The sequence below is a fragment of the Paraburkholderia sp. J8-2 genome (assembly GCF_905220195.1).
GTDB lineage: Bacteria > Pseudomonadota > Gammaproteobacteria > Burkholderiales > Burkholderiaceae > Paraburkholderia.
This window is the reverse complement of record NZ_CAJMZA010000011.1, coordinates 209,786-222,651: the sequence shown is the minus strand read 5'-3', so window position 1 is coordinate 222,651 and position 12,866 is coordinate 209,786. Positions and strand designations below refer to the sequence as shown.

The 12,866-nt window shown below is 64.7% G+C and carries 12 protein-coding genes; 8 read left to right on the top strand and 4 right to left on the bottom strand.

Features of this window, described 5'->3' with window-relative positions; translation table 11 throughout:
* Positions 1-810 precede the first annotated feature (810 nt).
* The gene (locus U5A52_RS23985; protein WP_321912664.1) at positions 811-2,490 is read left to right on the top strand and encodes a diguanylate cyclase; all 1,680 of its coding nucleotides are present in this window, start codon (positions 811-813) and stop codon (positions 2,488-2,490) included.
* 177 nt (positions 2,491-2,667) lie between these two features.
* Positions 2,668-2,934 carry a hypothetical protein gene (locus U5A52_RS23980; RefSeq protein ID WP_158757279.1) on the top strand — a complete coding sequence of 89 codons (267 nt, stop codon included), beginning with the start codon at positions 2,668-2,670 and terminating at the stop codon, positions 2,932-2,934.
* Between the two features lie 177 nt (positions 2,935-3,111).
* Here U5A52_RS23980 and U5A52_RS23975 read toward each other — a convergent pair whose 3' ends face one another.
* Together U5A52_RS23975 and U5A52_RS23970 are read right to left on the bottom strand one after the other, a co-directional pair.
* The gene (locus tag U5A52_RS23975; protein ID WP_321936487.1) at positions 3,112-4,428 is read right to left on the bottom strand and encodes an ATP-binding protein; all 1,317 of its coding nucleotides are present in this window, start codon (positions 4,426-4,428) and stop codon (positions 3,112-3,114) included.
* Positions 4,412-5,143 (bottom strand): response regulator, encoded by a 732-nt coding sequence (locus tag U5A52_RS23970; protein ID WP_028207713.1) that lies wholly within the window; start codon positions 5,141-5,143, stop codon positions 4,412-4,414. Before U5A52_RS23970 ends, U5A52_RS23975 begins: the two co-directional genes overlap by 17 nt.
* Positions 5,144-5,376: 233 nt before the next feature.
* Here U5A52_RS23970 and U5A52_RS23965 point away from each other — a divergent pair, with 233 nt between their 5' ends.
* Positions 5,377-5,928, top strand: coding sequence for a Spy/CpxP family protein refolding chaperone (locus U5A52_RS23965; protein ID WP_321912670.1), 552 nt, complete (start codon positions 5,377-5,379; stop codon positions 5,926-5,928).
* Between the two features lie 169 nt (positions 5,929-6,097).
* Here U5A52_RS23965 and U5A52_RS23960 read toward each other — a convergent pair whose 3' ends face one another.
* A complete protein-coding gene (locus U5A52_RS23960) occupies positions 6,098-6,796 on the bottom strand; it encodes a pirin family protein (protein ID WP_321912672.1) in 699 nt (232 codons plus the stop codon).
* A 434-nt stretch (positions 6,797-7,230) separates the two neighbouring features.
* On the opposite strand from U5A52_RS23960, the gene U5A52_RS23955 reads away from it, so the two are divergent.
* The 5 genes from U5A52_RS23955 (at position 7,231) to U5A52_RS23935 (ending at position 12,283) form a co-directional block, all read left to right on the top strand.
* On the top strand, positions 7,231-8,007 hold the full coding sequence (locus tag U5A52_RS23955) for an ABC transporter substrate-binding protein (RefSeq protein WP_321936486.1): 777 nt from the start codon (positions 7,231-7,233) through the stop codon (positions 8,005-8,007).
* A 278-nt stretch (positions 8,008-8,285) separates the two neighbouring features.
* Entirely contained in the window at positions 8,286-8,975 is a 690-nt protein-coding gene (locus U5A52_RS23950; protein ID WP_321912676.1) for a histidine ABC transporter permease HisQ, read from the top strand.
* A gap of 19 nt (positions 8,976-8,994) precedes the next feature.
* Positions 8,995-9,717: an ABC transporter permease gene (locus U5A52_RS23945; protein ID WP_158757272.1), complete on the top strand. Its 723-nt coding sequence runs from the start codon at positions 8,995-8,997 to the stop codon at positions 9,715-9,717.
* A 19-nt stretch (positions 9,718-9,736) separates the two neighbouring features.
* On the top strand, positions 9,737-10,519 hold the full coding sequence (locus U5A52_RS23940) for an ABC transporter ATP-binding protein (RefSeq protein ID WP_321936485.1): 783 nt from the start codon (positions 9,737-9,739) through the stop codon (positions 10,517-10,519).
* A gap of 579 nt (positions 10,520-11,098) precedes the next feature.
* The gene (locus U5A52_RS23935; RefSeq protein ID WP_321912682.1) at positions 11,099-12,283 is read left to right on the top strand and encodes a porin; all 1,185 of its coding nucleotides are present in this window, start codon (positions 11,099-11,101) and stop codon (positions 12,281-12,283) included.
* Between the two features lie 192 nt (positions 12,284-12,475).
* On the opposite strand, the gene U5A52_RS23930 is transcribed toward U5A52_RS23935, so the two are convergent.
* Positions 12,476-12,814 (bottom strand): P-II family nitrogen regulator, encoded by a 339-nt coding sequence (locus U5A52_RS23930; protein ID WP_027795598.1) that lies wholly within the window; start codon positions 12,812-12,814, stop codon positions 12,476-12,478.
* Positions 12,815-12,866 lie beyond the last annotated feature (52 nt).

The following is a 12,866-nucleotide window of genomic DNA, read 5'->3' as shown; positions in this document are numbered from 1 at the left end:
GGCGTTGGCCGTGCGGTTCAGGTTGAAGCTGAACTCCATTCAGACGCCCTCCGCGCCGGGTTTCAGGAAAGCGGACGACAGGGCGTCCGTGCCGCCAGAGTAGCGTGGCACTTGCAACAGGGATGGCGGATCGACAAGGGCAAGGCGCATGGACACAGAATTTCGTTGGCGTTGATGACACGGCGACGATGCCGCGATGGTACGCACCGCCCACGCCGTCGTTGCTGGAGCGGCTGGCGGCTCGCGACTGGGCTTGCCTCGACTGAAACGGCACGACACTACTACAACCTTCATGACACTCACAACCGCGCCAGGCACCCCGCGAAAGCCAGACCACGCGGGCTTTCGCGGCGCTTTCGCAGGCCTTCTGGCCAGCTTCCAGAACGGAAGCGCACGCGGCTTCTGGACGTCATCGTGATGACGCATCGATGACGCCTTGATGACATAGCGTGTCGTCGCTCCTGCCACTTCGAGGCCGCCAGCGCCAGTAGGCGTCGCTTGCGCGCCACACGTTAGCCCGAGCGCGAACCCCGCGCGCGAAGCCTCGCTGACCGCGCTGACTCCTCCTCCAGCCCGCTCACCGCCGCTCAACGCCACGTAGGGCCGTACTGGCGGCATGCGGCTTGCATGTTTGCGATCTGCGCACGTCCCCGCGCCCTCGCGCGCCGCCTCTCAACACCGCACCGCCGCTTCGAGAGCGGGTTCGCGGGCCCCATTCGAGGGGTAAAATCGACGGGCTCCGTCAATGGCGCTTCGATGCCCGGGGGCACCGATACCACGCCTCAATACCACTCACGAACCAGAAGGCCGATGAACAGGAGACTCTTGCGCCAGGCAGCCGGGCCCCTCGGGGTCGTGGTGGTCGCGCTCGTCTGCTGGGCGGCAGCCGACTGGCTCGCGGACCGCATGGTCCGCCAGGAGTTCGAAGCAGCGCTCACCGCGCAGCGCCAGATGATGCGCTCGGTTGTGGACAACATGGCCGAAGTGATCGCAAGCGACCTCGCCATGTCGCGCGCCATTCCCGCGACGATGGCCGAAACCCGCGTCGTCCAGCAGGCGCTCACCGAGGCCGCGCATTATGCCGCGTCAAGCGATTCGACGGAACTGGCGCGGCGCAAGGACCTGCAAAGCGTGCCGGCGCTCACCGGCGTCGACCGCTTCCTGCACGACGCCCAGGGCTTCTCCGGGCTCGATGCGATCTGGCTCGTCAACGCCAACGGCATCTGCATCGCCTCGAGCAACGCGCTCGAGAAAATCTCCTACGTCGGCGTGGATATGCGGCCACGCGCGTATCTGAACGAAACGCTGCTCGGCGCGTTCTCCGAAGCCTACGGCGTGGGCACGGCAAGCGGCGAACCCGGCATCTTCGTCGCCGCGCCCGTCTACGACGACGGCCTGCTGGTCGGCGCCGTGGTCGCGAAGGTCAGCATCGCGCGCTTGCGCCACTGGGTCACGCACCCAGGCACCTTCGTCGCGGACAACAACGGCGTCATCATCATGGCCCACGACAGCGCACTCGAAGGACACGCCCTGCCGGGCTCGCACGTCGCGGAAATGAACGCGGTGGACCGCGTGAACACCTATTTGCGCGAGCATTTTGCGCCGCTCGAACTGCGCTCGGCCTCGAAAACGGCGTTGCGCGAGGCGCCGTGGACGCCGCGCGCGGACGCCGCGCAAATGATCGAATGGCCGGGCCAACGCTCGCCTGCCCTCTATGAACACCGCGGCGGCCTGAACTCCGGGCTCTCGGCGCATCTCGTGGATCCGGTCAATGCGTGGTCCGATCTGATCGCGAACCACCAGCGCGACCGGCTCCTCATTTTCCTCACGCTCGCGGGCACGGCAGCGCTCGCGGCGGTGATCTCGGTCTCGTGGGTGCGCGAGCGGCGCTTGCACCACGCAAGCCGCGATCTCGCCGGGCAACTGCAGGCCGCGAACGCACTGCTCGCCGCCGAGGCGCGCCACGACGCGCTGACCGGCGCGCTCTCGCGGCGCTACTTCCTCGACCTGCTGCGCCGCGAGATCGACGCGTCCTATGCCGCGGGTACGCCGCTGTGCATGGCGATTGCCGACCTCGACTACTTCAAGCAGATCAACGACCGCTTCGGCCATCCGGCCGGCGACCGCGCGCTCCAGCATTTCGTGGAAACCTGCCGCGCGGAACTGCGCGCCGACGACGCCGTCGGGCGTCTTGGCGGCGAAGAGTTCGGCATCCTGTTGCCCGCAACCTCGCTCGCCACGGGTCAAGCCGTGCTCGACCGCCTGCGCCAGCAGGTCGGCAAGCGCATTTGCGTGGACCTGCCCGAGGAAGCGAGCGTGAGCGTGAGCATCGGCGTGACCGAGCTTGCCGCCACGCAGGATCAACCAGAACGTCTGATGAGCCGCGCCGACCTTGCGCTCTACATGGCAAAGGCAGCCGGGCGCGACCGCTGCGAGGCCATGACGGCCGAGGGCGTCGTGCCGCCGCGCGCCGCAGCGCCAACCTGGTGAGCGCGCAACGAACTGGCGCGACAACCCGCACGAAACAAGCCCGTATCAGTCTGCGGGACTCGCCCGGCTCAACCGGCGAGGCGCGGTATCATCGGTTAAACGGTGCGCGCCAGTTTGTTCGGCGCGCATGAGTCAAACCGCGCCACTTCGGTGTTCCGCACAAATCTGGAGGCATGCATGAAGGGAAATCTGGTCATTGTCTGCCGCGATCAGGATGCGCTCGCGTTCGACCAGTTGATGGTCGAGTACGGCGCATTCCAGACGCGCCTGTCATCGACCGCGTGGTATCTGAAACTCGACACCACGCCCGAGTTGATTCAGGAAGAAATTCTTGCCCGCCTCGGCAAGTACACCACGCACTACATCTTCGAAGCGGACACCGTGACCTATAACACGGTGGACAACGACGCCGCCGCCGCGCTCGACACGCTTTTCACGGCCTGAGCGGGTGCGTCTGGGTTCATCCGGTATTACCCGGCGTCGCTGAGGCGGCGCCTTCGCACGGATCGTCAGGTCCGTACCACGTAAAACGCAGGCAAACCCAGCCTGACCCCGCGTCAAGCGCATCCGGCGATGCCCCACCTGAGCGGTGCGGGCTTGCGCCAGCCAATCAACCGCGAATTACCAGATCTGCGCCGCTTCGGTTACGGTGCGCTCCACCACGTCGAACGCAAACGTCATGCGCACCGCAAGGCCGCCGCTTTCGCCGTTGCCGATCGAGAGCTCGCCACCCGCGCGGCGCACGAGGCGCTCGACGATCGCCAGTCCCAGACCGCTGTGGCCGTTGCCGCCGCGCGCCGGGTCGAGCCGCACGAACGGCCGGCTCGCCTGTGTGAGATCCTGGTCGGGGATGCCCTTGCCGTGGTCGCGCACGGTGAGCGAAAAACCCGTTGCCCCGCGCTCGCTTTCGATCACGACGGGCGGTGCGCCATACGCATGGGCGTTGTCGAGCAGGTTCGAGACCACACGCTCGAGCGTGGCCGCGGGCAGACGAAACTCAGGACCGGCGCGCAGGCGCGTTTCGATCGCAATCGTTTCGCCGTTCGCCGTGCGGTGGTTGCGCACAATGCGCTCGCACTGATCGTCGACCTCGACGGGCTCGCTGCGATCGGCGCCGTCGTGCGCGAACACGAGGAACTGGTCGACGATGTGCGCCATCGACTCCACGTCGCGCACGACGCCGTCGCGCACCTTTTGCTCGTCCATCATTTCGGCGCGCAGGCGCAGCCGCGCAAGCGGCGTCTTGAGATCGTGAGCCACGCCCGCCAGCATGACGGCGCGGTCTTTTTCCGTACGCTCGACTTCCTTGACCATCTGGTTAAAGCCGAGCGTGAGCTGGCGCAACTCGCGCGGCCCGCGCTCGGGCACGGGCGGCACCGGCTCGCCCCGGCCAAAGCGGCCCACGGCCTGCGCGAGCGCGCTCAAAGGCTTTTGCAGCATCCACGCAGCCACGAGCGCGGCGATCACGGCGGTGGCGAAAATGGTGACGACCCACGGCAGAAACTTGTCGAGCGGCCGCATGACGCGCAACGGCTGGCCCGGCAAGACGATCCAGCGGGCGTCCTGCGGTCCGCGCACCCAGAGCGTGGGCGGCCCGCCCGGCGACCCGAGGCGCACGTCGGTGCCGGGCGGCATGCGTTCGCGCACGTCGTCGATGAAACGGCGCAGCGGATCGGGCATCCGATCGGTCTGTGGCGGCACAGCCGGGCTTGCCGGGTCGACGAGCTGCACGCGCGAAGGCAGCGGCTGGTCGGGCTCGCGCTCGACGTGCTGGCGCACCGCGTCGACGAGGAAGGTGGCCTCCTCGACGGCGTAGCGCGTTTGCATTTGATTGTGTTCGACGCGCATGAGCGTGAACCACGCGACGTGCGACACCAGCAGAACGCCGATGAAGATGACCGCGAGGCGCCCGAACAGCGAATCAACCGGCCGGCGCATGGTTGCCCTGCTCTCCGTCGGGAACGAACACGTAGCCGCGGCCGCGCACCGTCTGGATGAAGCGCGGCGTGGACGGATCGCTTTCGAGAATGCGCCGCAGACGCCACACCTGAACGTCGATGCCGCGGTCCGTGCCGTCGTACTCGGGACCGTGCAGCAGCTCGAGCAGGCGCTCGCGCGTGAGCGTGCGCATGGGGTGGTTCACGAAAATCTTCAGAAGCGCGAACTCGCTGCCCGACAGCATGATGGGCTTGCCTTCCTGCTGCAGCGTGCGCGACTGGAAGTCGAGCGTGAAGCGGCCGAACGCGTACGGCTCGCGCTGCTCGGGCGCCGCGGCCGAAGGCACCGTACGGCGGCGGCGCAGCACCGCCTGCACGCGCGCGAGCAGCTCGCGCGGATTGAACGGCTTGCCGAGGTAGTCGTCCGCACCGAGTTCGAGGCCGACGATGCGGTCCACGTCGTCCGCGCGCGCCGTGAGCATGATGACGGGGATGTCGTCGCCGGCCGCGCGCAGCTTGCGCAGCGCGGTCAGGCCGTCCACGCCCGGCATCATCAGGTCGAGCACGATCAGATCGGGGCGCTCGCGCTCGAGCCGCCGCTCGAGCGAGCCGGCGTCGTGCAGCACCGAGACTTCCATGCCCTGGCGCGCCAGATAGTCGCGCAGGAGGTCGCGTAGTTCGAGGTCGTCGTCGACGACAAGGATTTGAGTAGCCATGGGATGAAGTGTAACGCGCGCGCGCGGGCCGTTTGCTTACAGCTCTTCCACCTGGGTTACGAGGTGTTACCGCGAAAGGCGCGTGTAATGTCGCGTAATCTCGGCGGCTTGCCGCGTAACACGCGCCACCTGCGGGGTCGATACGCTAGGGACACCGGTTGCGAGCGCCACCACTTCCGATAAGCGCCGCGCCAGACCGGATAAAACCCTCAGGATTTGTCAGGAGCATCACCATGTACAAGACGACTTCGCGCCTTCTCGCTATCGCCGCTGCCTCGCTCGCGCTCACCCTGGGCGCCACCGCCGCCAACGCCCAGATGCCGCCGCCCCCGGGCGGTCCCGGCATGATGCAGCACGGTCCCGGCATGCACGGCGACTTCATGCTCGGCTTCAAGAAGTTGCACGACAAGCTGAATCTGAACGCCGCGCAGGAAAAGCAATGGCAGGCCGCGCTCGACACGATGAAGCAGAACGGCCAGGCCATGCGCAAGAATCATGAACAGATGAAGCAACAGTTCGATTCGATGAAGAACCAGCCGATTCTCGACCTGAACGCCATGCACGCGGCGCACGAGCAGATCGAGCAGCAGAACCAGCAACTGCGCGAACAAACCACGCAAGCGTGGCTCGCCTTCTATAACGGCTTGAACGACCAGCAGAAGACGACCGTGAGCACGGCGATCAAGGAACGCTTCGCGAAGATGGAACAGCGCCACGACCAGATGCGCCAGCGCTGGGAGCAGCACCACAAGGGCGGCGCTTCGGCACCGGCCGCACCGCAGTAACCGGCTCGCGCACGCGCCGCCCGGGGGCGGCGCGCCAATGCGCAAACGTGCGACAAAGCGCCGCGGGACTCGCATCCCGCGGCGCTTTTTTTTGGCGCGAGCGTTTTTCCCGCTTACTTATTTGCCCGCTTACGCATATGCCAGTTTGCCCGCCCCTGCCGGTCAACGCTCAGGCGAGATCGAACACCAGCACTTCGGCCGCTGCGCCGTTTGCGAGCGCGACACCCGCCTCGGCTTCGATCATCGCGGCGTCGCCCGCTTCAAGGCGCTGGCCGTTCACATCGAGCGCGCCGCGCGCAACATGCAGATAAACGCGCCGCCCCGCGGGCACCGCATACTCGACGCGCTCCTCGCCGTCCACGAGCCCCGCATAGATCGAGGCATCCGAGCGCACCGTCACCGAGCCGTCCCGCCCGTCGGGGGAAGCGATAAGGCGCAGCCGCCCGCGTTTGCCGGCGTCGTCGAAGCGCTTTTCCTCATAGCCGGGCGCCCCACCGCGCTCGCGCGGCAGCAGCCAGATCTGCAGCAGGTGCGCTTCCTCTTCCTTCGAACCGTTGAACTCGCTGTGCATCACGCCCGTGCCGGCGCTCATGCGCTGCACGTCGCCGGGGCGGATGGTCGAGCCGTTGCCCATGCTGTCGCGGTGCGCGAGCGCGCCGGAAAGCACGTAGGTCACGATCTCCATATCGCGGTGGCCGTGGGCTCCGAAGCCCTGGCCGCCCGCGATGCGGTCGTCGTTGAGCACCCGCAGCGCACCGTAGTGCATATGCGCTTCGTCGAAATAGTCTGCAAACGAAAAGCTATGGTACGAATCGAGCCAGCCGTGGTTGGCGTGGCCGCGTTCGTCGGCGCGTCGGATGGTCAGCATGGCAATCTCCGGTCAATCATGTCGATGTCCAAAGGTAAGGGCGGCGGCCCGCCTGCACAATCCGCAGCGGCGCACCGCATCGTTTCGCCAGCGACATCAATGGGCTGCGCTGCCAGCGTTGCCCTCCGTCAGACTGGCACACCCTCCGGCTTCGGGTAAAATACCGCGCTTTTCGGCCAGCGCGAGCCCGATGGCCCGGGGCGGACAGCCCGGGGCGGCACCGCCGCCGCGCCAACGCGCGCGGCCGCCGGGGCCGGAGTGCGTCCGCGCTTTCCGACCCGCATTTTTGATCGCCTAGAATGGCGGCCAACGGTCACGAGCCTTAGCCGCCCCGCTTCGGCCGCGCGCCCCTTACCGCGCCGCGCCGCCCGTATCAGCTGTGCATGGGACCGCAGTCAGTGTTCACGCACTCGCTGCGGCTCGACAGGAGAATGATGAAGAAGTTTGCAGTGTGCGTGGCGCTGGCCCTGATCGCGGGCAGCGCCGCCGCCAAAGAGTGGAAAACCGTGCGCATCGGCGTGGACGCCAGCTATGCGCCGTTCGAGTCCAGAGCGCCGAACGGGCAGATCGTCGGCTTCGATGTCGACCTCACGAAAGCCCTGTGCGCGCGCATGAACGTGAAGTGCGTGTGGGTCGAGAACGACCTCGACGGCATCATCCCGGCGCTCAAGGCCCGCAAGTTCGACGCGATCGTGTCGTCGCTGACCGTGACGCCGCAGCGTGCCCAGCAGATCGACTACTCCGCGAAGATGTTCGATGCGCCCGCACGCATGCTCGCGCGCAAGGGCTCGCCGCTGCTGCCGACGCCTGCCTCGCTCAAGGGCAAGAACGTGGGCGTCGAGCAGGGCTCGACCCAGGAAGCGTACGCGAAGGCGCACTGGGCGCCGCAGGGCGTGAATGTGATCTCGTACCAGAATCAGGATCAGGTCTACCAGGATCTGATCGCCGGCCGCCTCGACGCGACGCTGCAAGACGAAGTCCAGGCCGATTTCGGTTTCCTGAAAACGCCGCGCGGCAAGGGTTTCGCGTGGGCGGGCCCGGAAGTGGAAGACCCGGCGACGATTGGCGACGGCACGGCGATCGGCCTGCGCAAGGACGACGCCGACCTGAAGGCGAAGTTCAACACGGCGCTGGCCGCGATTCATGCCGACGGCACGTTCGACAAGATCGCGAAGCAGTACTTCGACTTCGATATCTACAAAGGCAAGTGAACGGGAAAGCACACGCAGGTAAATAAACAACGAGACATTACCGCTCGCGCCGCGCGCCAGGACGCTTAAAGCCCCGGGGGCTCCCCGATAGACCGCCACCGGGCTTCGTATACAGTCACAGGCGCAGTCACAGGCGCGCTCGCGAGCGCAATTGCATCGGCCACGCACGCGTACGCAACACCGCGCAAAACACCGCGCGGCCATGAACGGATTTGAACCGCGGCACACAAACGCCGCGCCTTTCGCGGTGTGAGAAACGCACCGTCAAGGACTTGCCCATGTTTCTTCAAGGCTACGGCCCGCTGATCCTCGCCGGCACCTGGCAGACCGTCAAGCTCGCCGTGCTGTCGCTCGCGCTCTCGTTCGTGCTCGGGCTGATCGGCGCGGCGGCCAAGCTCTCCAAAAACCGCGTCGCGAACGGCGCGGGCACGCTCTACACCACGCTCATTCGCGGCGTGCCCGATCTCGTGCTGATGCTGCTGCTGTTCTACAGCATCCAGATCTGGCTGAACAACCTGACCGACATGCTCGGCTGGGATCAGATCGACATCGACCCGTTCCTCGCGGGCGTGGTCGTGCTCGGCTTCATCTACGGCGCGTACTTCACCGAGACCTTCCGCGGCGCGTTCATCGCGGTGCCGCGCGGCATGCTCGAAGCGGGCCACGCCTACGGCATGACGAACTGGCAGGTGTTCACGCGCATCATGTTCCCGCAGATGATGCGCTTCGCGCTGCCCGGTATCGGCAACAACTGGCAGGTGCTCGTGAAGTCCACGGCGCTCGTCTCGATCATCGGTCTCGCCGATGTCGTGAAGGCCAGCCAGGACGCCGGCAAGGGCACGCTGCGCTTCTTCTTCTTCACGCTGCTCGCCGGCGCGATCTATCTCGTCATCACCACGGTCTCCAACTTCGTGCTGATGTATCTCGACAAGCGCTACTCCACCGGTGTGCGCAAGGCGGATCTCTGAATCGCACGAGGCCAAGACCATGCAAGACTTCGTCCAACTGATCCAGCAGTACTGGCGCAACTACCTCTTCTCCGACGGCTACCATTTCAGCGGCGTGGTCATCACGCTGTGGCTGCTCGTCATCTCGATCGGGCTCGGCTTCTGCCTCTCGGTGCCGCTCGCCGTGGCCCGCGTATCGAAGAAGAAGTGGCTCGCCGGGCTCGTGTGGCTTTACACGTATATCTTCCGCGGCACGCCGCTCTACGTGCAGCTGCTGCTGTGCTACACGGGCCTTTACAGCCTCGAGATCGTGCGCAATCACGAGCTCACGAGCGCGTTCTTCAGAAGCGGCATGAACTGCACGCTGCTCGCGTTCACGCTCAACACCTGTGCGTACACCACGGAAATCTTCGCGGGCGCGATCAAGGCCACGCCCTACGGCGAGATCGAAGCCGCGCGCGCCTACGGCATGTCGCAGTTCACGTTGTACCGCCGCGTGATCCTGCCTTCGGCGCTGCGTCGCGCACTGCCCTACTACAGCAACGAAGTCATCCTGATGCTGCACGCAACGACCGTGGCCTTCACGGCCACCGTGCCCGACATCCTGAAGATCGCGCGCGACGTGAACTCGGCGACGTACCAGTCGTTCGGCGCGTTCGGCATCGCCGCCCTGCTGTACCTGATCATTTCTTTCACGCTCGTGTGGCTGTTCCGCCGCGCCGAGCGCCGCTGGCTCGCGTACCTGCGACCGCAAGGCAAGTGAGCTCGCTAGAGGCTATTTGATGAATTCCCAGAAGCAGAAGCTGTTCGTCGACTCCATCCACAAGAAGTACGGCGACAACGAAGTCCTCAAGGGCGTGTCCCTGAAAGCCAATGCAGGCGACGTGATCAGCGTGATCGGCTCGTCCGGATCGGGCAAGAGCACGATGCTGCGCTGCGTCAACTTCCTCGAGCAGCCCAACGCCGGGCGCATCGTGGTGGACGGCGAGGAAGTCGCCACGCGCGCCGACAAGCGCACGGGCGCGCTGCACCCCACCGACGCGAAGCAGCTCCAGCGCGTGCGCACCAAGCTCGCGATGGTGTTCCAGCACTTCAACCTGTGGTCGCACATGTCGGTGCTCGAAAACGTGATCGAGGCGCCGGTGCACGTGCTGGGTCTGTCGCGCAAGGAAGCCGAAGATCGCGCGCGCACCTATCTGGAGAAGGTCGGTCTCGCGCCGCGCGTGGAGAAGCAATACCCCTCGCACCTCTCGGGCGGTCAGCAGCAACGCGTGGCGATCGCCCGCGCGCTCGCCATGCACCCCGACGTCATGCTGTTCGACGAGCCGACCTCGGCGCTCGACCCCGAACTCGTGGGCGAAGTGCTCAAGGTCATGCAGAAGCTCGCCGAGGAAGGCCGTACGATGATCGTGGTCACGCACGAAATGGGTTTCGCGCGCAACGTTTCGAACCACGTCATGTTCCTGCACAAGGGACTCGTGGAAGAGGAAGGCCAGCCGTCCGAGGTATTCGCCAATCCGAAGAGCGAGCGCCTGCGCCAGTTCCTTTCAGGCAGCCTCAAGTAAGACGACCTTCAGGGTCGCCGCCTTTCGGCGATGTAGTAAAAGTAGTTTTACAAGGCGCTTACAGCGCCTTTTCTTTTTTCGTCTTTTACCCTCGAAAAGCCGCCGCTTTGACGTCAAAAACGGCGTTTTTCGCATTACTCCTTGTGAAATCGCTCGTCAATAGTGGCAATCCTGAACTTAGCCAATAAATTGACGTGAGTCCCTTATCCCGTAAGGCTTTCGATCTATTTGTAGTATCCCTCTGACCACCATCCAGGAAGGCCATATTGCAATTTGACGACACCACGGGGTGCGAGCACGAATTAGTTCGCCAGCGCGGACCTTTTTTGCTAAATTAGTAACCAAAGTAGCAAAACAAAGTTCATTAAAAGTAGTTTCACTTCAAAAAGAACGGGAGATGCCAGTCAACCAGGGGACCTGCAAGACGACCCAGCCCGGGTCATGCAGCGGCACCAGCCCGTACGCCGGTCCTCAGGGTAATTCTCCCTCACGCGACGATTTCTGTTCGCAGCGCCGCCAAGCGCACGGACGTCTTTCGCAGTACTAAGGTTGACTCTTTGACAGGGTATGGAGGAGAAGATGAAGAAAGCTTTGCTCGCCGCAGCATTGATGTCGGCTGGCGTGGTCGCGCATGCACAAAGCAGCGTCACGCTGTATGGCCGTCTCGACATGGGTATCGCGTACATGAACGGCATCGGTGCCGGCGTCAGCACCACTCCCGGCAGCATCGGCTCGGCTACCCACGGCTCCAGCCAGGTTCAGCTCGAAAGCGGCTACTGGGGCACCAGCCTGTGGGGCATGAAGGGCGTTGAAGACATCGGTGGCGGCAACAAGGTTCTGTTCCACCTGGAAGGCAGCTTCAGCACGGCTAACGGCTCGCTCGGCTCGGCCGGCTCGCTCTGGAATCGCTGGGCAACTATCGGTGTAGCGAACGACCAGTTCGGTACGCTGCTGGCTGGCCGCATGCTGTTCATCTCCAACGGCATTTGGGACTTCGACCCGTTCGGTCAGTCGAACTGGTCGTCGGCTTCGATGGTCCGTGGCCGCAACTGGCCGCAATCGAGCAACAACATTTCGTACCAGTCGCCGAACTGGATGGGCTTCGACGTGTACGGCCAGTACGCGTTCTCGAACGCAACGAACTGGAACGGCAACGGCTCGACGTCGCAAGGTCGTGAAGCTGGCCTGCAGCTCACCTACACGAGCTCGCTGTTCCAGGTCCGCGGTCTGTATGACGAAATCCGCAATCCGAACAACGGTCAGCTCGGCGGCGTCTACAACGCGCTCAACGGCGGCAATACGACTCCGGTCGGCACCCAGGCCACGGGCAACGGCGTGTTCGCGTACTCGCGCGACTACATGGCCATGTTCAACGTGTTCCTTGGCGCATTCAAGATTCAGGGCGGCTACGAAGCCATCCGTTCGTCGGGCATGAACCCGGGCATCATCGGTCAGCCGACCACGCTTGACCACGAATGGGGCGGTGTGACGTGGCAAATGACGCCGGCTGCAGCGCTGATCGCAGCGGTCTACCACGTCAATGCGAACAACGGCGGCGGCAACGCCACGCTGTACACGGTTGGTGGTTCGTACAACCTGTCCAAGCGCACGCTGCTCGACATTCAGGCAGGCACGGTGCAGAACAGCAAGACGGCCAACTTCGGCCTGAACGCCAACAACTTCGGTACGGCTGCCGCAACCGGCAACCCGCTGCCGGGCCACAGCCAGGTTGGCGTGTACGCAGGTATCCAGCACTCGTTCTAATTTGAAGCGAGTGTAGACAGAACAGCTACATCGACGTTTTCACGCTGCTGCGAGAGGCGCGTATCGGTGCGATGTCCGAAAGGGTATCGCACCGTTTTTTATGCTGGGGACGGGCCGCGAAAGCGGCGCCGTCCCCTTTTCTATTGGTGCATCCGGTGCTTCGTGTACTTCGGGGCCGCAAAGCGGACGGCCTCACACCGCCGCTTCGTTCTCCTCGCCCGTGCGGATGCGGATCACGCGCTCCACGTCGGTCACGAAGATCTTGCCGTCGCCGATCTTGCCCGTGCGCGCCGCGCCGATGATCGCGTCGATCACCTGGTCGGCCTGATCGTTCGCGACGACCACCTCGATCTTCACCTTCGGCAGGAAGTCGACCACGTATTCGGCGCCGCGGTAAAGCTCCGTATGGCCCTTCTGGCGGCCGAAGCCCTTGACCTCGGTGACGGTCAGGCCCGTGAGGCCCACTTCGGCGAGTGCCTCGCGCACTTCGTCGAGCTTGAACGGTTTGATCACGGCAGTAATGCGTTTCATGGCGAACCTCGTCTCGTTATCGGATCAGTCGGAAATTTCAGAACCTATCGGG